The 19309-nt window shown below is 60.0% G+C and carries 18 protein-coding genes; 5 read left to right on the top strand and 13 right to left on the bottom strand.

The features are described from left to right. Positions 1-10: 10 nt before the first annotated feature. Positions 11-478, bottom strand: a complete 468-nt coding sequence (locus AB8A23_RS07880; RefSeq protein ID WP_175368067.1) for a PH domain-containing protein — start codon at positions 476-478, stop codon at positions 11-13. Between the two features lie 155 nt (positions 479-633). Between AB8A23_RS07880 and AB8A23_RS07875 the strand changes: the two genes are divergently transcribed. The 5 genes from AB8A23_RS07875 (at position 634) to AB8A23_RS07855 (ending at position 7716) form a co-directional block, all read left to right on the top strand. After that, positions 634-1887, top strand: a complete 1254-nt coding sequence (locus AB8A23_RS07875) for an aspartate kinase (protein WP_089267720.1) — start codon at positions 634-636, stop codon at positions 1885-1887. 266 nt (positions 1888-2153) lie between these two features. Further along, the gene (gene ptsP / locus AB8A23_RS07870; RefSeq protein WP_120287361.1) at positions 2154-4421 is read left to right on the top strand and encodes a phosphoenolpyruvate--protein phosphotransferase; all 2268 of its coding nucleotides are present in this window, start codon (positions 2154-2156) and stop codon (positions 4419-4421) included. 55 nt (positions 4422-4476) lie between these two features. Continuing rightward, complete coding sequence (prfA, locus tag AB8A23_RS07865) at positions 4477-5562, top strand: peptide chain release factor 1 (RefSeq protein WP_089267722.1); 1086 nt, start codon at positions 4477-4479, stop codon at positions 5560-5562. Next, positions 5559-6449: a peptide chain release factor N(5)-glutamine methyltransferase gene (prmC, locus tag AB8A23_RS07860; protein WP_093757485.1), complete on the top strand. Its 891-nt coding sequence runs from the start codon at positions 5559-5561 to the stop codon at positions 6447-6449. The genes prfA and prmC overlap by 4 nt, the downstream gene beginning before the upstream one ends. Before the next feature lie 478 nt (positions 6450-6927). After that, a complete protein-coding gene (locus tag AB8A23_RS07855) occupies positions 6928-7716 on the top strand; it encodes a DUF4167 domain-containing protein (protein ID WP_439059974.1) in 789 nt (262 codons plus the stop codon). A gap of 56 nt (positions 7717-7772) precedes the next feature. Here the strand turns inward: AB8A23_RS07855 and AB8A23_RS07850 are convergent, their stop codons facing one another. From AB8A23_RS07850 to AB8A23_RS07795, 12 genes are all read right to left on the bottom strand, one after another. Continuing rightward, the gene (locus AB8A23_RS07850; RefSeq protein WP_439060551.1) at positions 7773-8909 is read right to left on the bottom strand and encodes a hypothetical protein; all 1137 of its coding nucleotides are present in this window, start codon (positions 8907-8909) and stop codon (positions 7773-7775) included. A 242-nt stretch (positions 8910-9151) separates the two neighbouring features. After that, positions 9152-9781 (bottom strand): NUDIX hydrolase, encoded by a 630-nt coding sequence (locus tag AB8A23_RS07845; RefSeq protein ID WP_439059975.1) that lies wholly within the window; start codon positions 9779-9781, stop codon positions 9152-9154. Between the two features lie 55 nt (positions 9782-9836). Further along, the gene (locus AB8A23_RS07840) at positions 9837-11504 is read right to left on the bottom strand and encodes a methyl-accepting chemotaxis protein (RefSeq protein ID WP_439059976.1); all 1668 of its coding nucleotides are present in this window, start codon (positions 11502-11504) and stop codon (positions 9837-9839) included. Between the two features lie 114 nt (positions 11505-11618). Then, on the bottom strand, positions 11619-12002 hold the full coding sequence (locus tag AB8A23_RS07835; RefSeq protein WP_439059977.1) for a ribbon-helix-helix domain-containing protein: 384 nt from the start codon (positions 12000-12002) through the stop codon (positions 11619-11621). Positions 12003-12054: 52 nt separating this feature from the next. After that, a complete protein-coding gene (locus AB8A23_RS07830; protein ID WP_439059978.1) occupies positions 12055-13713 on the bottom strand; it encodes a TadG family pilus assembly protein in 1659 nt (552 codons plus the stop codon). A gap of 12 nt (positions 13714-13725) precedes the next feature. Next, a complete protein-coding gene (locus AB8A23_RS07825) occupies positions 13726-14160 on the bottom strand; it encodes a TadE/TadG family type IV pilus assembly protein (RefSeq protein WP_089267729.1) in 435 nt (144 codons plus the stop codon). Positions 14161-14314: 154 nt separating this feature from the next. Beyond that, positions 14315-15217 (bottom strand): LysR family transcriptional regulator, encoded by a 903-nt coding sequence (locus AB8A23_RS07820; RefSeq protein WP_175368073.1) that lies wholly within the window; start codon positions 15215-15217, stop codon positions 14315-14317. A 346-nt stretch (positions 15218-15563) separates the two neighbouring features. Further along, a complete protein-coding gene (locus AB8A23_RS07815) occupies positions 15564-15914 on the bottom strand; it encodes a VanZ family protein (RefSeq protein WP_093758154.1) in 351 nt (116 codons plus the stop codon). Positions 15915-16030: 116 nt separating this feature from the next. Further along, a complete protein-coding gene (locus tag AB8A23_RS07810) occupies positions 16031-16669 on the bottom strand; it encodes a flavin reductase family protein (RefSeq protein ID WP_439059979.1) in 639 nt (212 codons plus the stop codon). A gap of 48 nt (positions 16670-16717) precedes the next feature. Beyond that, complete coding sequence (locus tag AB8A23_RS07805) at positions 16718-17707, bottom strand: amidohydrolase family protein (RefSeq protein ID WP_309942418.1); 990 nt, start codon at positions 17705-17707, stop codon at positions 16718-16720. A gap of 16 nt (positions 17708-17723) precedes the next feature. Further along, a complete protein-coding gene (locus AB8A23_RS07800; RefSeq protein ID WP_439059980.1) occupies positions 17724-19109 on the bottom strand; it encodes an amidase in 1386 nt (461 codons plus the stop codon). After that, positions 19109-19303, bottom strand: coding sequence for a hypothetical protein (locus AB8A23_RS07795; protein ID WP_439059981.1), 195 nt, complete (start codon positions 19301-19303; stop codon positions 19109-19111). Before AB8A23_RS07795 ends, AB8A23_RS07800 begins: the two co-directional genes overlap by 1 nt. Between the last annotated feature and the right edge of the window lie 6 nt (positions 19304-19309).

Here is a 19309-nt window from a genome sequence, read left to right as displayed (position 1 = left end):
AGCCGTTGTCCTATCGCGCTGTGATGTGGCTGCGAAATGCGAGTGGCGACGCGATCATCTTGATGACCTCTTCATCATCACCCATGTTCTCAATGGCGATGTCACCATAATTCAAGATGCGTCCCAGAATGCTCTGATTGACGCTGACGCTAGCAACCTTGTCGATACTGATCTCGAAAGTCTTGCGCGTAATGAAACCTTCCTTGTGCACGACCCGCAGCGTGGTGACATCCGTCTCGGTCGTCCAGCGCTGGAACCAGCCCTTCATCGACCAGTACAGCGCCGCGAAGGCCACTACGGCCGAGGATGCCAGGCAGAGCAGAACAAGGGTTTCGTTGATCGCGTAACGCGTCAGGACCAGCAAAGCCGCGGAGACAATCCAGGCTGCGATGGCCGGGGCATAGACCACCCAGTGCAAGTTGCTGGAATACAGCACCTTCTCGCCCGGCTGCAGGATATCGTCGATATAGCGCCCCATAAACCGTCCAAAATGCCCTGTCTCGGTGCGTTCTAAGGGAACAGGAACCCGGGTTGCTTGCCCCCACCCTCGCCGCTATGTATACGCGCGTTTTCGCCCGCGTGCGTAGTGCGCGGTATCTTTACCCACTGTCGTCAGGGAATGCACCACTCGTCATGGGCCGGCTCGTAATGAAATTCGGCGGTACGTCCGTCGCCAACATCGACCGCATCCGCAACGTCGCGCAGCACGTCAAACGCGAGGTCGATGCCGGTCATGAGGTCGCGGTCGTGGTGTCGGCGATGTCGGGCAAAACCAACGAACTGGTGGCCTGGTGCACCGAAGTGTCACCGATGCATGACGCTCGGGAATACGACGCCATCGTCGCGTCCGGTGAGCTCGTGACCGCCGGCCTGTTGGCGATCGCGCTGCAGACCATCGGCATCCAGGCGCGCTCCTGGCAGGGCTGGCAGATCCCGATCAAGACGTCGGACGCCCATGCCTCGGCCCGAATCGACGAGATCGACGGTGACAAGCTCATCAAGCGCTTCAAGGAGCGCAAGGAAGTGGCCGTCATCGCCGGATTCCAGGGCATCCATGCCGAGACCGGCCGCGTCACCACGCTCGGCCGCGGTGGGTCCGATACCTCGGCAGTGGCAATTGCCGCCGCCGTCAAGGCCGACCGCTGCGACATCTATACCGACGTGGACGGCGTCTACACCACCGATCCGCGCGTCGTGCCGAAGGCACAACGCATGAACAAGGTGGCGTTTGAGGAAATGCTGGAACTAGCGTCGCAGGGCGCCAAGGTCCTGCAGGTCCGCTCCGTGGAACTCGGCATGACCCACAATATGCCGATTTTCGTGCGCTCAAGTTTCGACAAACCCGAAGACATCGACCCGCACGGCACCCCGCCGGGCACGCTGATCTGCAGCGAGGAGGAAATCATGGAAAGCCACGTCGTTACCGGAATCGCCTTTTCCAAGGACGAGGCCCAGATTTCCGTCCGCCAGATCGAGGACAAGCCGGGCGTCGCTGCCTCGATCTTCGTGCCATTGGCCGAAGCCAACATCAATGTGGACATGATCGTCCAGAACGTCTCCGAAGACGGCAAGACCACGGACCTGACCTTCACCGTCCCGGCCACCGACTATGCCCGTGCCAAAGAGACCATCACGGCGGCCAAGGCCAAAATCGGCTATGCCCGCATCGATAGCGCAACCGATGTCGCCAAGGTCTCGGTGATTGGATCGGGCATGCGCAGCCATGCCGGCGTCGCCGCGCAAGCATTCGCCGCCCTTTCCGAGCGCCAGATCAATATCCGGGCAATCACCACGTCCGAGATCAAGTTCTCGGTCCTGATCGATACAGCCTATACGGAACTGGCGGTTCGCACCCTGCACACGCTGTATGGTCTCGACAAAGCGTAGAAAATTTTTCCTGAAACATCCGTTATTTTGATGTGAACGGTGTGTTTCTTGTCTGGCAGGTGTTTTGCTTGGCAAAACAAGCCTCAATTCGCTATACGGCCTGCATGGGCAGCCGTTGCGGCTGAGGGCGCCGTTTCGGACAATCTGATACGGTTCTGTGGCTGCGCCTCTTGTTGCGCGGCGGTGCAAATTCTATTGTTTTCTGAGGCTTAGCGTCGGCGCACGGCTTTTGTCAGGTGTCGGCCTCGTGGGGAGGGTGTCGGCACATGCGGAGCGCGTCGGGTGGCCCCCGAGTCTTGCTGAGACGGCTCCGCGAAGTGATGGCGGAGCAGGTCAGCGCTCAGGAACGCCTCGACAAGATCGTGGTGCTGATCGCCGCCAATATGGTGGCGGAAGTCTGCTCGACATACGTGCTGCGCGTCGACAATACACTCGAGCTCTACGCCACCGAAGGCCTCAACCGCGACGCCGTCCACCAGACCGTGCTGAGCTCCCATGAAGGCCTGGTCGGCCTGGTCGCCTCCGAAGCCACACCGCTGAATCTCAACGACGCCCAGAGCCATCCGGCGTTCTCGTTCCGCCCAGAGACCGGCGAAGAGATCTATCACTCGTTCCTAGGCGTGCCGATCCTGCGCGCCGGCAATACGCTCGGCGTGCTGGTAGTGCAGAACCGCGCCAAGCGCACTTATGTCGAGGAAGAGGTCGAGGCGCTACAGACAACGGCGATGGTGCTCGCCGAGATGATCGCCTCCGGCGAGCTATCGGCGCTGGCGCAGCCGGGCGCCGAGCCCGCTGCGCGGCATTCCCTGCACAAGACCGGCGCCATCCTTTCCGATGGCATCGCGCTCGGACATGTAGTGCTGCACGAGCCGCGCGTCGTCATCACCAATTACATCGCCGAAGACCTGCCGAAGGAAATCAAACGGCTGGACACCGCGCTGACCAAGCTGCGCTCGGACCTCGACCGCATGCTGGAACGCGGCGACGTCGCCGACGGCGGCGAGCATCGCGATGTCCTCGAAGCCTATCGCATGTTCGCCAATGACCACGGCTGGTCGCACAAGCTGCACGAAGCCGTCGCCACCGGCCTCACCGCCGAAGCCGCCGTCGAACGCGTGCAGTCGGATACCCGTGCGCGCATGCTGCGTTCCACCGATCCCTATCTGCGCGACCGCCTGCACGATCTTGAAGATCTCGGCCACCGCCTGATGCGGCAGCTGGTCGGCCAGGATCACGCGCCGTCGCGCGAGCAGATGCCGGACAATGCGATCCTGATCGCACGCGCGATGGGCCCAGCCGCCCTCCTCGACTACGATCGCAAGAAGCTGCGTGGCCTGGTGCTGGAGGAAGGTACGGCTAATTCGCATGTCTCGATCGTGGCGCGCGCGCTCGGCATTCCCGCGATCGGCGAAGTCGCAAATGCGCCGGGCATTGCTGATCCAGGCGACGCCGTCATCGTCGATGGCACCTCGGGCTCGATCTATATTCGGCCCTCCGCCGAGATCGAATCCGCTTATGCCGAACGCGTGCGGTTCCGCGCACGGCGACAGGCGCAGTATTCAGCGCTGCGCGACCTTCCCTGCGTAACCAAGGACGGCCAGAAGGTTGACCTGCTGATCAATGCCGGTCTGATCATCGACCTGCCGCATATCGACGATACCGGCTCGGCGGGCATCGGCCTGTTCCGTACCGAACTGCAATTCATGGTCGGCGAAAGCCTGCCCCGCTCCAGCGATCAGCTGGCGCTGTATCGTGCGGTGCTCGATGCGGCCGGCTCCAAGCCGGTGACGTTCCGCACCCTCGACATCGGCGGCGACAAGGCGCTCCCTTACATGGAGACCATCGTTGAGGAGAACCCGGCGCTGGGCTGGCGCGCGATCCGTCTTGGCCTCGATCGGCCTGGCCTGCTGCGCGGCCAGATCCGCGCATTGCTGCGCGCCGGCGGCGGGCGGGCGCTGCGCATCATGTTCCCGATGATTTCTGAAGTAGCCGAATTCGATCAGGCCAAGGCGATCATCGAGCGTGAACTGACCTATCTGCGCCAGCATGGCCATGCGCTGCCAGAGCGGATCGATGTTGGCACCATGATCGAGGTGCCTGCGCTGGTCTATCAGCTCGACGAACTCCTGAAGAAAGTCGACTTCGTCTCGGTCGGCTCCAACGACCTGTTCCAGTTCCTGTTCGCTGTTGACCGCGGCAATGCCAAGGTGTCGGAACGCTTCGATACGCTGTCGGCGCCGATCCTGCGCGTACTGCGTGAGATCGTGCAAAAGGGCGACGCCGCCAAACGTCACGTCTCGCTGTGCGGCGAGATGGCCTCGCAGCCGATCGGCGCGCTGGCGCTGATTGGCATGGGCTATCGCTCGCTGTCGCTGTCGGCCACCGCACACGGCCCCGTGAAGGCAATGATTCTCGACCTCGATGCCAAAAAGGCCGAGGCGCTGATGACACAACTGCTCGACGCTCCCTCGGGCAGCGTTTCGATCCGGCAGAAGCTCACCGAATTCGCTGAGGCCGAGGGACTGTCGTTGTAGCGAGGCCCTGCCCGTACGACGCGCTTCTCCTTTCCGCGATCTCCGAGATTCCACGATGTCCCTGCTGCCCGAAACCAAACTCGACGTACTCCTCGCACATCACGCCTCGCTCGAGGCACAACTGATGGGTCAGGTCAGCGCCGAGAATTATGTGAAGATGACGCGCGAGCTGTCCGAGCTCAATCCGCTGATCGACGCGGTGAAGACCTATCGCGGTGCGCTTGCAGAGCTCAAAGATATCGATGCGATGATCGCCGATACTTCGACCGATGCGGAGATGCGCGAGATGGCGCAGGCCGAGCGCCCGGCGCTGGAAGAACGCATCGAGGCGCTGGCGCAGGAAATCCGCGTGGCGCTGTTGCCGAAGGATGCGATGGACGAGCGCAACGTGGTGCTGGAAATCCGTGCCGGCACCGGCGGCGACGAGGCTTCACTGTTCGCCGGCGACCTGTACCGGATGTATGAGCGCTTCGCGGCGCTGGCCGGCTGGAAGGTCGAGGTGATATCGGCGTCCGAAGGCACCATGGGTGGCTACAAGGAAATCATCGCCGAGGTGAAGGGCCGCGGTGCTTTCGCCAAGTTGAAATTCGAATCCGGTGTACACCGCGTGCAGCGCGTGCCCGATACGGAGACTCAAGGGCGCATTCACACGTCGGCGGCAACGGTTGCTGTCATGCCCGAAGTCGAAGAAGTGGATATCGACATCAAGCAGGACGACCTACGCATCGACACGATGCGCGCCCAGGGTGCCGGCGGCCAGCACGTCAACAAGACCGAATCAGCGATCCGCATCACGCATATCCCGACCGGCATCGTGGTGATGATGCAGGACAGCCGCTCGCAACATAAGAACCGCGCTTCGGCGATGAACATCCTGCGCTCGCGCATCTATGACGCCGAGCAGCAGCGTATCGATTCCGCCCGCTCGGCCGAGCGCAAGGAGAAGGTCGGCTCCGGTGACCGCTCGGAGCGCATCCGCACCTATAATTTCCCGCAGGGCCGCGTCACCGACCACCGCATCAATCTCACGCTCTACAAGCTGCCGCAGGTGATTGCCGGCGAAGCGTTGGGCGAACTGGTCGATGCGCTGACGACAGAGCATCAGGCTGCACAACTCGCTGCCCAGGGCGACGCGGCGTGAGCGCCGGCGACATGTTCGCCGGACAGAGCGTCGAGAACGCACGACGCTCATTGACCAATCTGCTCCGCACCCACAGCATCGATTCCGCTGAACTCGACGCGCGCTTGCTGACAGGCGACGCGCTCGGACTCGATCTGACCGGGTTGATCTCGGCTGCGAATCGCATCTTGACGTCCAATGAAGCGGCCCAACTTGCCCGCTTCGCACAGCGCCGCATCGATGGCGAACCCGTGGCCCGTGTCCTAGGCATGAAAGAATTCTGGGGTCTGCCGCTGCAGCTATCGCCCGACACGCTGGTGCCCCGTCCCGATACCGAAACCCTCGTCGAGGCGGCGCTCGAACTTCTCGATGCGACAGGTCCGCGTGACCGTCCGCTTGTGATCGCCGATCTCGGCACAGGCTCCGGCGCAATCCTGCTGGCGCTGCTTTCGGAGTTAACCAACGCCACCGGCATTGCGACCGATATCAATCTCGACGCCCTGCGAACGGCTCGCTCCAACGCTGCGCAACTCGGCTTGATCGAGCGCGCCCATTTCGCTGTCTGCGACTATGCCTCAGCCCTGGCCGGCGGCTTCGACCTGATCGTCTCCAATCCGCCCTATATTCCCTCGGCCGACATTGCCGGCCTCGACATCGAGGTGCGCGACCACGACCCGCTCCGCGCCTTGGATGGTGGAAAAGACGGACTAAATGCCTATCGAACCATCGCCCCCGAAGCCGCCCGGTTGCTGGTGCCCGGCGGCCTCCTGGTGGTCGAGGTGGGCCACGACCAAAGCGACGATGTCGCCGGTCTGATGACGGTGTCCGGGTTAACCCTGCCGGGGCCAGCCAAAGCCGATCTGGGCGGCATTCGCAGGGCGGTATCGGGACAAAAAAAGCCCCGATAAAGCCTTCTTGCGACAGAAAAAACCACTTGGAATATCCCCGGGGAGCGACTACCTTCCTGTCACAACATCGGTTCAGGGTTGGCTCGCCCCGTAGATTTACGGCAGGAAGCCAGAATTCTCGCTAGAGAGCCCGTCCGGGTGAAAGGTTCCAACAGGCAGGTTTGGTTGAGCGCGATGGCTGAGAGAGCTGCGCTGCTCGCGACCGCAAAGCGAACGAAAGCCTGATATTGCGCTTTAAACTTCACGCACAGAAGCCTGACCTTGTTTCGGCAGGTGGGTGATTTGGTCCGGCTGGCACGGTCAGCGGGCGGTTGGGGAACGCGTCTTTGTTGAACGCGAATGACGGCAAGATCGATGCAGCAAAGGTCTGCACGACGATTCGGGTGCTTCGCGCGTCCGCATCCCGCAATGTGCTGCGGCAATCATCTCTTTGAAACATAGCTCTGTGACACTCTGGATCGATAACTGAAGGCGACACATGCGAAACGGTCAGAACAACAACAACAAGCGGATGCGGAACAACAACAACCGCAACAACAATAATAATAACAACAATAACAATCGGCGCGGCCAGAACCCGATGACCCGGGTCTTCGAATCGAATGGCCCCGACATCAAGATCCGCGGTACCGCCTCCCACGTCGCAGAGAAGTACGTCCAGCTCGCCCGCGATGCACGCAGCTCCGGCGATCCCGTTGCTGCCGAGAACTACTATCAGCACGCCGAGCACTATTTCCGCCTGATCGCCGCCGCGCAGGAGCAGTTCCGGCAGAATCAGCCGCAACCGCGCACCGAAAACGAGATGCCGCCTGAGGACAACGATGACGAGAGCGAGAGCTACTCGAACTTCGGTGCCGAGCCCGGTTTCGTGCCGGTACAACAGCAGCCCTTTGCGCAGCGCGAGCAGCCTCCGCAGCGTGAGGGTGGTCAGCCCTATCAGCAGCGCGGCGAACAGCCCTATCAGCCCCGCGAGAACAATAATCGCGAACACCGTCAGCAGAATCAGCCGCAGGGCCAGCCGCAATATCAGCCGCAACCGCAGCCGATAATGCCGGTCGGCGATGGTGTCGATCGTCTGCCTTCTTTCATCACGGGTGGTGCGCAACCTCAGCCGGGTGCTGCTCCAGGCGGCTTCGAACAGAATGCTGGTGGAGAGCGCTTCCCGCCGCGCCGTCGCCGCCGTCCGCACGGTCCTCGCCCCGACGTTGCTGCAGCTGGCGCGCCGGCAGAAGCACCAAGCGACGATTTCAATCCGGGCAACTCATAAGCCCAGCCGCTCTCCGGCGAGAGAGCGCACATCACAAGGCTTAGATTGGCCGTGGCTCAAAAAGCCGCGGCCAATTCTTTTGCGCCTGGCAGATTGCTGTTGCTGTCCATTCGCGCATTGGTAACTGCGAGTAGCTTGGCCACGGTATTGTGGCGGATCGCCACCGGATTGCGCTCATACCCGCCACGCTGGAAGAAGTTCGCCGTCGGCACCTGTTCACGCATCGCCAGCGGCATGGTCACCATATCGAAGCCGTTGCCATCGCCAGTGAGATTCATCATCTCAAGCTCGGCTGCGCTGAGCGGGCGATCAAACCCGCGGGCGCGGGCAAAATTCACTGACGTCAGTAGTTTGTGGACCTGCAATTGCGGGCCGATATCCATGTCCAGCACCAGCGCATGCATGGCCCAGCCCTGCGGCGTCGTGCCGAGCTTCTCAAGCGCGCTCCAGTTTTGTGGAACAGTGCGCACAGTCGCCTGCATGCGCTTGAAGACCGCAATCTTGTGATCCATCGCCTTACGCTGCGGGCCCGAGAGCGCCGATGCCTTCTCGGTCAGAACTTTCAAAATCTGAGGCCCCTGTTCGGCAACGAGCGTCGTCGTATTGGCTGTGAGCAGCTGATTGTAGCCGATAGCGGTGGAGATCGCGCGAGACCCCGGACGTGACGGGTTTAGGCCCGACTGCATGTCATGGCCGCCATTGCCACCGGTCTCGAAGGAATAGACGCGTACCGCAATGTCGCGTGTCAGCCCGGCCTGCAGGGCGGCACGAGCATAAGCGCGCTTGAACTCCATCTCATTGGCAGGCCGCTGCGGCACGAACTGAAACTGCTCCCTCGCCGCCGCGAGGAAATCCGCCACCACCGGAAGATCCTTGCGGACGCGCGGATCGCTATCCTCGGGCTCCGGATTCACCGGACGTTTTGGTCCTTCATAAAACGGCGCCTGTTCCAGCACGTAGTCATTCAGCGTGATCTGCTGGCGGTCGCGGCGCTTGGCATTGCGGATTTTTCGCTTCTCAGAGATTGCATCCCAATAGGCACCGGCCTCCTGATCGAAGGCCGCGCGCGCTTCCTGATATTCCGCAAGCTTGCGTCGGTATTCTGCGACGGCCTGCGGCGAGGCGCCCTGCGCCATCGCATTGGCAACGCCTGCCGGTAATTGGGCGGAATCCAGCGCATAACCGACCGGCATGAACAAAAATACCGCGAGCGGGACAGTGGCAGTAAAGGTGCGAATCAAATGAGACATGGGACCTGTCGAGATGTCAGCCGGCATAGCCGGCCATGCAGAGGAATGAGGCGGGACGCCGCCCCGCGCCCGTCCCAGGCGGGTCAAACATACCCCGCTTAAAATGACGTTGGATGAGTTTGGTGAACAATGTCTTTCCAAGGCCGGACGCTGCCTGCGCTGACACGTCGCGCCGGGGGGCAGAATCACTTCCAGGCGAAGACCGGCTGCTCCAGCTCGGCCACACGGGTGATGCGCCCCGCAAGAACTTCGCTGAACTGATACATCAGCGCGGCGGTCGGCGCGTGAATAAAGTGGCCGAAATGGCTGTAGCGGATCAGGCGCCGGTCGCTCTCGGGAATGGCAACGAAATCGAACGCCTGCGGCCGCGCGATCTGCGACAGCGCAATGCGATGAACCGAGGCGACCTCATCGGGGTTCGGCATCAATTGAACGCTGTCGTGCGCCCACATGACGACAGGCGTGATCAGATAGCCGGAGCGGGTCGGGTAATCGTCGAGGACGCCGATGACATCGTCCTGCGTGAGCTGCAGACCGAGCTCCTCACGCAACTCGCGGATTGCCGCCTGCACGGGTGTCTCACCAGGATCGCAGCGACCGCCAGGAGGTGCCCATTGATTACTGTGAGCGCGCAGACCGGACGCGCGTAACGTCAGCAACAGCGAGGTCTCCAATTCGGTCGCCGCTTCAACCATCACCAGGGCCACCGCCGCACGCTTCAGCCCCGAAGCGTACTGGCCCTCGCCGATCCGCGTGAATGCGGCCAGGCGATTCTCGATCATTGTTCGGGTGGCGGCATTGAACGGCAGGATCATCCGCGATTGATAGCACAGTCACGGATGATCCAACAAAGCCGATAAATTCAGCGCATCAGGCCAGTTCAGATGCCGCGCGCTGCATGTTGTCCGACATATCACTGGTCACAGTGCTCTGCTCTTCGACGGCCGCTGCCGTCGAAGTCACGAACTCGTTGACATGTTCGATCGCCTGCTTGATAGAAACCAGCGCGCCAACCACGTCACCGGAGATACCGTTCAGGGCCTCGATCTCGCTGCTGATCTTGTCGGTCGCCTGTTTGGCCTGGTTGGCCAAATTCTTGACCTCCGCCGCCACCACCGCAAAACCCCGCCCCGCCTCACCAGCGCGAGCCGATTCGATGGTCGCATTGAGGGCGAGCAGGTTGATCTGGCCGGTAATGTCGCCGATGAGCCCAACGATGCCTCCCATGGCATGTGCAGCCGAGGTGAGCCGCTGCGCCTGGATGTCCGCCGTCTCCACCTGTTGCACCGCGGACTCTGCCGTCTGCCGAGACTTCACCATCGTCTCGGAGATCTCGCGGATCGATGCATTCATCTCTTCGCTGCCGGCAGCGACCGACTCGATCAAGGAACGAGCGCGCTCCGCTTTCAGGCGGGCCATGGCCTGCGCCGTAATATCGGCAGCGTATTTGACCACTTTGAACGGCCTGCCGTTGAGATCGAAAATCGGATTGTAGGATGCCTGGATCCAGATCTCCCGCCCCCCCTTTCCGATGCGCCTGTATTCCGCGGCCTGATAGGTCCCGCGATTGAGGCTCGCCCAGAATTCCACATAGGCCGCGCCAGATCGCTCTATCGGATCGACAAACATGCTGTGATGCCGGTCGCGGATTTCGTCGATCGTGTAACCGACCGTATCAAGGAAATTCTGGTTTGCCGTCAGGATGGTGCCATCCATGCGAAACTCGATGACCGCCTGCGACTTGCGAATAGCCGCCATCTGGCCGTTGCTATCAGCGGCCAGCAACTTTTGTTGGGTCACGTCGGTCGCGAATTTCACAACCTTGAACGGCTTGCCGGCATCATTGAGAATCGGATTATAGGTCGCGAGAATCCAGATTTCCTTGCCACCCTTGCCGACGCGCTTGTATTCGGCCGCCTGATACTCACCCCGGCCGAGCCGCGCCCAGAAGTCCCGGTAGGCTGCGCCATCGCGTTCACCGGCTTCCACGAACATGCTGTGATGCCGCCCCTGTATTTCGGACAGCGCGTAACCAAGCGTGTTCAGGAAATTCTCGTTTGCGGTAATGATAGTTCCGTCAAGATTGAATTCGATAACCGCCTGCGCACGGCTGATCGCGATCACTTTTCCGGAAGCTTCGAGGCTTTCGAGTTTCTGCGCCGTGATATCTGTAGCGAATTTGATGACTTTGAACGGCTTACCACTCTTGTCCATGATCGGGTTATAGGAGGCCTCGATCCAGATCTCCCTGCCGCCTTTGGCGACCCGCTTGAACTGCCCTGCCTGAAATTCGCCCCTGTTAAGGTTACCCCAGAACTCCCGATAAGCGACACTCTCGTGTACGGCAGGCTCCACAAATATACTGTGGTGCTTGCCCTTGATCTCATCGAGCGTGTAGCCGAGCGCCTTGAGAAAATTCTCATTCGCTTTGATGATCGTGCCATCGAGATTGAATTCTATGATGGCCTGGGAGCGACTGATGGCGGTCGCTTGCGCCAACGCATTCTGCAAATCGGTCTTGCTCTGTCGGTTAAACATCTGTCGCTCCGTGGCCAAAACGGCCGTTGTCGTAAAATAGTCGACGAACGACGTCGCGCGGCACTGCGCGTCGTTTTCTCAAATCAAATAAACTGGAAGGTTCGAGCAGCTGACCTAGTCGACCAGCTGCTGATTCTGTGATCCCTCACGCCCCCAATAGGCCGCCACCTTTTCAGCCAGCTGGTTGTGGTTGTCATGGGGCTTGGCATTGCTGCTCGCCGTCGGTTGATCGGCCGTACCGGCTGTCAAGCTGCGTGCAGCAATCTGCTGAAAATACTCGAGCACAGCGATACGCAGGTTGGATGATAGATTTGGTGTTTCGCGCTTGCGCTCAATCTTCTCGATATAGTGCTCGATAGTGGTATTCTCCATGCGAACGATCGCTTGCAGGCTGGCCCAGAAGCTGTCTTCCAGGCTGACGCTAGTGCGTTTTTTCGAGACGACAACCGAGCGCTTGCGATTAACGTTGGGGCGGTTCATTGCGGCTTCGTATCCCATTTTATCAGTCCTCTTCTGTTAAAGCTGGCATTGAAGTTCACGCGTTACTGATTCAGTTCACTAACACTGCGCCGTCACAGCGAATGCCGGATACCCACACATCGGCCTGTCCAATTCCGACGCCGAGACTTGCCAACGTTGCCGCCAGCAATTGATCGATTGAACTGGTTGCCCCGCTGATGATGCTGGTGACGAGTCCACCAAGACCCGGGATCGCCAAACCCAGTCCAAGAACACTGATGTTGAGGTCGCCAAGCAGACTGCCCGTCAGGGACGACGTGAAGTTTGTCGTGTTTACGGTCTTCTTCGTCTGCGACGTGATATCCGAATAGCTGAAATTGACGCTGACCGGCGTGGTGTTGCCCATGCCCGCATGGGCCTTTGCCGTCACAATTGGAATACCCAGGAGATTCACAAGCGGTGCCGGCCCTGGATTCGGCTTGGTCGCAACATTGTTGAGGTCGGCTACAGTGACGTTACCTATCCATGCATCGACAATGCCCGGCGTAACGCCAAGCGTGACGCTCGATGTATTGACGTTGGGATAGCCGCAACTGACCTTGTTCAGCGTCGCTGTGCCCGACGCGACCTCTACATAAACCGGTAGATTGACCAATGACGCCGAACCACTTCCGATCAACTGGATGGATAGCAGCACACGTGTCTGAGCTGTATGAACACTGACGCCCTGCGTGCCCACGGCAATCCAGCCGGATCCCTGTGGCCGTGCGCCAATGGTCGCCGTCAGTGACGCGCTGGCAATGCCAGGCAGACCTAAATTGACGGATGTGGCGATCTGGTTGGTGCCGTTAGCGATTCCAGCTGTTGCCTGTAGCAAATCGTAAAGCGAGATGCTCACACCGTTTTTCGGCTTGACGCCCACAATCAGGTTCGCGTAGGGGCCCGCATCGATCAGCTTGCCAGGCGCAATCTTGGTCGTCACGGATGCCGAAGCCTGCGATATCGTCGAGAGTGCGGTGGTCGCGGTGCCGCTGCCATTGGTAGCCTGCTGCGCGCTCAGCGCTGCGGCAAGAACGTCCCCGATCTTGATGTTCGAATTCAGCAGCGTGTCATAAGTCACACCGGTCAGACCGACGCGCGTCGCCAGCGCCGAGAGGAAGGTGAAAGCATCGATGCGCGCGCCAAGAAGCGCATTGTAGTCCATGACTGACAGCGACAGGGTCGTGCCCAGCATTGATCCGAGAACACTATTCAACAAGCCGCCATTTAACGATGCCAATCGCGAACCGATCGAGAACGACGCGATGGCCGTCGTTGTTGCGGTCGCCGTTGTCTTGATGGTGAAATTGTTGCTGCCGGTAAAGAAATGGCTGAAGTAGAGGGGCGTCGCCGTCTGAAGACTGACCCGCGCCGCATTGGCTGTTCCAGTCGCTGGCGTGACAAAGCGGCTTTGCGCAGCGACGGCGGAATTGGTTGTGTAAGTTCCGAGTTCTACACCGACCAGAGCGCTTGCTGGATAGTTATTGCTGGTGACTGCCGCCTTTGCTGCGTTTGTCGCATTGCTTAGGTTGCTGGCCGCAACGATCGCGGCGAGATCCGTGGCAGCCTGCGTCTTGCGACGATCGGCGGCAATGGTCCCGATATCGACACCCAGTGCAGCACAACAAACGGCCAGGATCATGCCGCCCGCAGACATGATGGCAATATTTCCGCGCTGGTCGGTGCGAAACCTCTTGAGAAGTGCGCGCATCGGTTCCATCGCTCAAAACCCTCCGTAGGGAATGGCGGCAGATCGCGAGACTTGCGATGGAGGCATCGGTACGAAAGGAAGTGAATAGATGAACATGGTCGACGCGTCGTAGTTGACCGTGACCACGAAGACGTTTGCGTTCGACGACGATGTCGCCGCATTGACGCTCAGCTTTGACGCATTGATCAGCGGATAAGTCGCGGCATTCGACGTGACATAGGTCGATGCGATCGAGCCACGTTCGGTCTCGGTCAGTCCGGCGACAGAGGAACGTGCCGCCTCGGCGGCAAGCTGCTGAACACCGTGAACGACCGCAAAATATGATCCGAAGACGACGATGCCGAAAACGATCGACAGGAAGACGGGAAGCAGCATCGCGAATTCGACTGCGGAAGAACCGCGTCGACACGATAGGAGTTTTTTCATGCTGGCATCGAATCTCAACATGCGCTGAGTTTCGCAAGACCGCGTGAAAACTACCTATACAACTTCTGCTACCACTTGGTGGGATCGATCATCTCCAATGCCTGCATTGTGTTGGATGATGGCATTGGATTTGATGAGGTGATCATGTTTTCTGATACGCGCGCTGATGAGAGAACTATATACCGAAGAATTTAACGTGTAGTTCCTCTATTAGAATGCTGTGTTTCTTGCGAATACCCTCGCGCGCGCATAGCACGAGTTTGGGTATCGCCAGCTTTGGAAGATAATACTCATTGGCCGCCAAGAGCGACGCCGGGATCAGTGCCGTTGGCAGCAGGGTCAAACCGATGCCCGCCTTCGCAGCCTCGATCCGTGCATGATAGTCCGGGCTGGAAAATGCGATACGATAGATCATTCCCTTGCGCTCAAGCGCCTGAATCATGACGTTATGCACGATCTGCCCCGGCCAGGTCAGCAACGGAATGGGCGCGCCAGGGCTTAACGTAAAATCCCTGGATCGAACCCAAGTCAATTCATCGTCGCGCTGCGCGATGACATCGATGGCCGCATCCCCGGGCATTTCGGAGATACTGAGGAACACGCCGACATCGACGTAGCCGTCGAGCATGCTTTTCGCGATCTCGGCCGAATTATCCGAATAGATGCAGACATTGCTCATCGCCGCCTTGCTCATCCCTTCCATTGCGCGTTGCGAATAGAAATTGGTCAGGCCAAGCCGGATGGTCTGATCTTCGGGCGAAGCGCCACGCAGCAAGAGCAACTGGTCGTTCGCCTCCAAAATCTTCCTAGCCTGGATCAGAACGAGCTTTCCGAGTTCTGTCGTCGATGAGCCGTTGGCAGACTTCTGGAAGATACTGCCGCCGACCGCGTGCTCAATGCGCTTGATCTGCGAGCTGATGGCCGGCTGGCTCAGGCCGAGCAGCTTCGCGGCCTTGGTGATGCTGCCGGCTTCGGAAATACCGACAACCGATCGCATGATTTCGGTCGGGATGCTCGAATGCTGGTACCGCCGATGCATAATACGTTGTCCTTTGAGATCGACGTCTTCTCCACGCAACGGAATTGTCCGCTTCGAGACGTCACACCAAAGTCATCGGCCATACATCAATCTGGCCGAAACGTTTCTTAGGCTCGTCCAAATTGTAGACGCCACGGCATACACCTTCCTTCAAGTTGTATCGGTGTCTTTTTACACATGCCAAGTACTTTCATGTGGAGACATGTGTGATTTCTGCCATTAGCAGTCTCAAAGATGGGGGCGGGTAGAGCGCTACCGTGATTACACGTATTTTTTTAAAGCGGCGAGATGTAAAGCATCGGGATAGCGCGTCACAGGCTGGAACTCACCAAACGCGATTCGCGGAAAAAACTGACGTACCTCAGTGAGGTAGTTCAGCTCATCCTCAACCTAAGGTGATAAATCGCTTTAAGGTCTGATGGAGCGCGAGCGATATCCCGATGCCGGTGACGCCACCTGCAAGTTTGACCAGCGCATCCCGCACCTCGCCGTGCCGGTCCGGCGTCAGATGTTGCAGCACCTCCAGCCCGACTGCCGCCCCCCCAACGAGCGTCAGAACAAGCCAGAGATGGCGGGGATAGGCGAGACCGAACAAAAGGCCCACGAGTGCGAATGCGCCGAAGCGCTCAAGGCTGACGCCGCCAAAATGCGGCCGCAGCCCGATCGGTGACAGAGTCGCAAAAGCAATCAATGCAAGTGTAGTCCACGCGACAACAATGACGGTTTTCCGATACATCCAGCAGTCATATCCCATGCAACCGCAGGAGCGGCAATTTCTCACCTCTGACGGTTAATCGAACGCGCAGAGAACTACCACCGGCATTCCGACGCACTCCGCGGATAAAACCTCCCTCAGCGGGGGTTACGGAGTTGCCAGGTGTCTAAACTGTCGGGTTTGATCTCGAACCGATCTTGCATCCGCGCATACATGGTTCCCGCGATGCGTGCGACCGGAAGATAGTGATCATAGTCCGTACGCAAGGTGACGGGGTCGACAACACCATCGCGAACCTGAATGCCCAGGACCTCTCCGACCAGTAGGTCGCGTTCTGCGCCAAAGTTCATCATTGTCACTTTTCGGCATTCCAGTGCCGCAGGCGCCTTCGCCAAATGCGGGACCGGCACATTGATGCCAGCCGTCATTGGGAGCTGCAGGGCATCCAGTTCACCGATGTCAGATGGAAAGCTGATCGAACAATCGACCATATCGTTGGCAAGGGCCTCATCCACCATATTGATAACAAACAACCCATTGGCGCGCACATTGCGGGTCGTGTCCTTGACCGACAGGTCGGGCCTGGCCTGCAGGCCGACCACCACCAGCGGCGGTTTCTCGGAGAAGACATTGAAGAACGAAAACGGCGCGGCATTGACCACGCCGGCATCTGAGATGGTGGTAATCAACGCAATCGGTCGCGGGACAACGAGACCACAAAGCAACTTGTAGCGCTCCGGCGCGCTAAGCTTGGCGAAATCAAAGTGGATCGTCATCGCAGGTTTTGCCTCTTGTGCCGCACCTTGCCGCAACGAGGCAGGAGCTTATCCGATCTTGAACAGCCGGCTCGCATTGCCGAACAGGACTTTCTGACGATCAGTGTCCGATAGCTTGGCCTTGTTGACCAGCCCCACCGGGTCGGGGTCCCCCATGTCAAACGGGTAGTCCGAGCCCATCATGACGCGATCCACGCCCACCGTCTTGACCAGGTTGTCGATCAGCTCCTCAGAGAACACGCAGGTGTCAAACCAGAGCCGCTTGAGATAGGTCGACGGCGCATCTGCCGTGAGCCGGCGTACTTCCGGACGCACCTTCCAGGCGTGATCCAGTCGGGCTGCGTAGAATGGGTAGAAACCACCGCCATGAGCGATAACCACGTCGAGATCCGGATGCCGGTCTAGAATGCCACCCATGATGAAGTGGGCGATCGCAATGGTCTCTTCGATGGGCTGGCCGACGCTGTTGACCATGAAGAAATCGCCGAGCCGCTGGCCATGGGAGAAGCCCAGGGGATGCACGAACAGCGGTACGCGCAGATTGGTAAGCCGCGCATAGAGTGGATCGAAGGCGGCATGGGACAGTTCGAGGTTTTCGACGCGGGTATCGATCTGGAATCCGCGCAGGCCGAGCTGCTCGACTGCATGAACCGCCTCCTCCACCGCACGCCCGGGAAACCGCATCGGCAGCGTACCCATCCCGGCGAAATGTGCAGGATCCTGCGCCACGAGCGCGGCAATGTCTTCGTTCTGCACGCGCGACAGCGCACATTGCAAATCTTCGTCGGCCCAGTAGTTCTGTTGCGCCGGTGCCGGCGCGATCACCTGAAAGTCGACGCCCATCTTCGCCATCATCTCGCGGCGCTTGGCGATGTCGAGCATCAAGCCCGGCAGCAGCTTGCCCTGCTCCGCATCGGTCTCGCGACTCGCAGGCGACATGTCGCGGCGATAGGGATTGTCCATCGGATCGTAGTGCCCGGCCACCAGCGGCTCGACGCGCTTGCTGAGGGCATGGGTGTGCATATCGATGATGGGCATTCGGAATCTCTTTTTCCTAGTTCAGTTCGGCAGCGTCGGGGACGCGATGATGCCAGTCGGTCACACCTTGATAAGCATGAGCCGCGCGCAGGATATCGGCCTCGGCATAGGGGCGGCCGACCAGCTGGAACGCGATCGGCAGACCTGCCGCATCGAAGCCGCACGGCACTGACGCTCCGGGTAGGCCGAGATAATTGATGCCGCGGGTGCAATGTGTGAGCTGGCCGATCACAGCAGCGACGTCGGCGGGGTTGCCTTCGGTAGTCGCCGCGATGGTCGGTACCGGAATCGAGATCGCCGGCAGAAGCGCGAGATCGGCGGATCCGATGCAGGACGCGATCCATTGCTGGGTGATCTGCGTACGCAGCGACAGCGCTTCCACATAACGGGTCGCCGGATAGAGCAGGCCAGGCTCGATGCGCGAGCGCACCTGATCGGCATAATCCTGCGGGCGGTCGATTAGCCAGCGGCGATGGATCGTCGCGGCCTCGACGCTCATGACGATCTGCATCAGCGCGTTGATCAAGGCCATATCCGGCGGTGAGGTCTCGACGACGGTGACGCCGAGCAACCGCAACGTCTTCACGGCTTCGTCCAGCGCAGTCGCCACATCCGAATGCATGAGCTCGCGGTAGTATCCACCGGGAATTGCGATGCGCATCCCGGTCACACCCGTATCGAGCGTCGTTTCATAGTCGCGATCCGCGATCACCGACAGCAGTCGCGCGGCATCTCGTGCGGTGCGGGCCAGAGGTCCCGTGCAATCCAGTGAGGCAGATAGCGGCATCACACCATCAGTCGGAACCAGTCCCCAGGTCGGCTTCAACCCGATCAGGCCGCACATCGCGCCGGGATGGCGTAGTGAACCGCCAGTATCCGTCCCGAGCGAGCCGGTCACGAGGCGCGCGGCGACGGCGACGCCGGAACCGGAGGAGGAGCCGCCCGGCACATGCCCCGGATTCCACGGGTTGCGCGCATGCCCCAACGATTCGTTATAGCCCGTCGGACTCATGGCGAATTCAGCCAGTTGCAGCCGGCCGAGATCGAGCGCGCCGGCGGCATCGAGCCGGGCAATCACCGTGGCTGTCACGTCAGCGCGAAAGTCAGCCCGGATTTTCGAGCCGCCACCGGACAGATCACCGACACGGTAGAAGAGGTCTTTATGTGCAAGGGGCACGCCATGCAGTACTGGCAATGCCGCTCCCGATGCGCGCAACTTGTCGGCGGCTTCGGCCGCGTTCAGCACCCGTTCGTCGTCAAGCCGCACCACGGCATTCAATTTGCGGCCGATCAGATCGAGCCGTTCCAGCGCCACCGTTGTCGCCTTCACGGACGTGACTTCGCCTTTAGCAACTGCATCCGCGAGAGCGCAGAGATCAAGGGCTGCGATTGCGCTCTGCATCAGCGCTTGTCCATGCCAGCGAGCCACGCCTGATAGGCGTAGGGCGTCGAATCGAACGCCATGTCTTGTACAGCCGCAGTCGCGACGCGCGTGTTGTTTTCCACGACCAGCCCCGTCATGCGCGGTGTGCGTTCAGCGGCGCCGGTCGCCTTGTTCAATTCGGCGGCTACTTGGCGCAACAGGTCTTCGCTCATGATCAC

Origin of the sequence: Tardiphaga sp. 619_E2_N8_4 (assembly GCF_051810905.1) — a bacterium.
Taxonomy (GTDB): Bacteria; Pseudomonadota; Alphaproteobacteria; order Rhizobiales; family Xanthobacteraceae; genus Tardiphaga; species Tardiphaga robiniae.
The sequence above is the reverse complement of the archived record's forward strand: the minus strand, read 5'-3'. Positions and strand labels throughout refer to the sequence as shown.

Coding starts and splice junctions, on each gene's coding strand:
- AB8A23_RS07800 (WP_439059980.1), bottom strand. CDS start 19,109: ATGCAGAGCGCAATCGCAGCCCTTGATCTCTGCGCTCTCGCGGATGCA.
- AB8A23_RS07795 (WP_439059981.1), bottom strand. CDS start 19,303: ATGAGCGAAGACCTGTTGCGCCAAGTAGCCGCCGAATTGAACAAGGCG.
- ptsP (WP_120287361.1), top strand. CDS start 2,154: ATGCGGAGCGCGTCGGGTGGCCCCCGAGTCTTGCTGAGACGGCTCCGC.
- AB8A23_RS07840 (WP_439059976.1), bottom strand. CDS start 11,504: ATGTTTAACCGACAGAGCAAGACCGATTTGCAGAATGCGTTGGCGCAA.
- prfA (WP_089267722.1), top strand. CDS start 4,477: ATGTCCCTGCTGCCCGAAACCAAACTCGACGTACTCCTCGCACATCAC.
- AB8A23_RS07875 (WP_089267720.1), top strand. CDS start 634: ATGGGCCGGCTCGTAATGAAATTCGGCGGTACGTCCGTCGCCAACATC.
- AB8A23_RS07810 (WP_439059979.1), bottom strand. CDS start 16,669: ATGACGATCCACTTTGATTTCGCCAAGCTTAGCGCGCCGGAGCGCTAC.
- AB8A23_RS07845 (WP_439059975.1), bottom strand. CDS start 9,781: ATGATCCTGCCGTTCAATGCCGCCACCCGAACAATGATCGAGAATCGC.
- AB8A23_RS07835 (WP_439059977.1), bottom strand. CDS start 12,002: ATGGGATACGAAGCCGCAATGAACCGCCCCAACGTTAATCGCAAGCGC.
- AB8A23_RS07815 (WP_093758154.1), bottom strand. CDS start 15,914: ATGTATCGGAAAACCGTCATTGTTGTCGCGTGGACTACACTTGCATTG.
- AB8A23_RS07855 (WP_439059974.1), top strand. CDS start 6,928: ATGCGAAACGGTCAGAACAACAACAACAAGCGGATGCGGAACAACAAC.
- AB8A23_RS07805 (WP_309942418.1), bottom strand. CDS start 17,707: ATGCCCATCATCGATATGCACACCCATGCCCTCAGCAAGCGCGTCGAG.
- AB8A23_RS07830 (WP_439059978.1), bottom strand. CDS start 13,713: ATGCGCGCACTTCTCAAGAGGTTTCGCACCGACCAGCGCGGAAATATT.
- AB8A23_RS07850 (WP_439060551.1), bottom strand. CDS start 8,909: ATGCCGGTCGGTTATGCGCTGGATTCCGCCCAATTACCGGCAGGCGTT.
- AB8A23_RS07825 (WP_089267729.1), bottom strand. CDS start 14,160: ATGTTGAGATTCGATGCCAGCATGAAAAAACTCCTATCGTGTCGACGC.
- AB8A23_RS07880 (WP_175368067.1), bottom strand. CDS start 478: ATGGGGCGCTATATCGACGATATCCTGCAGCCGGGCGAGAAGGTGCTG.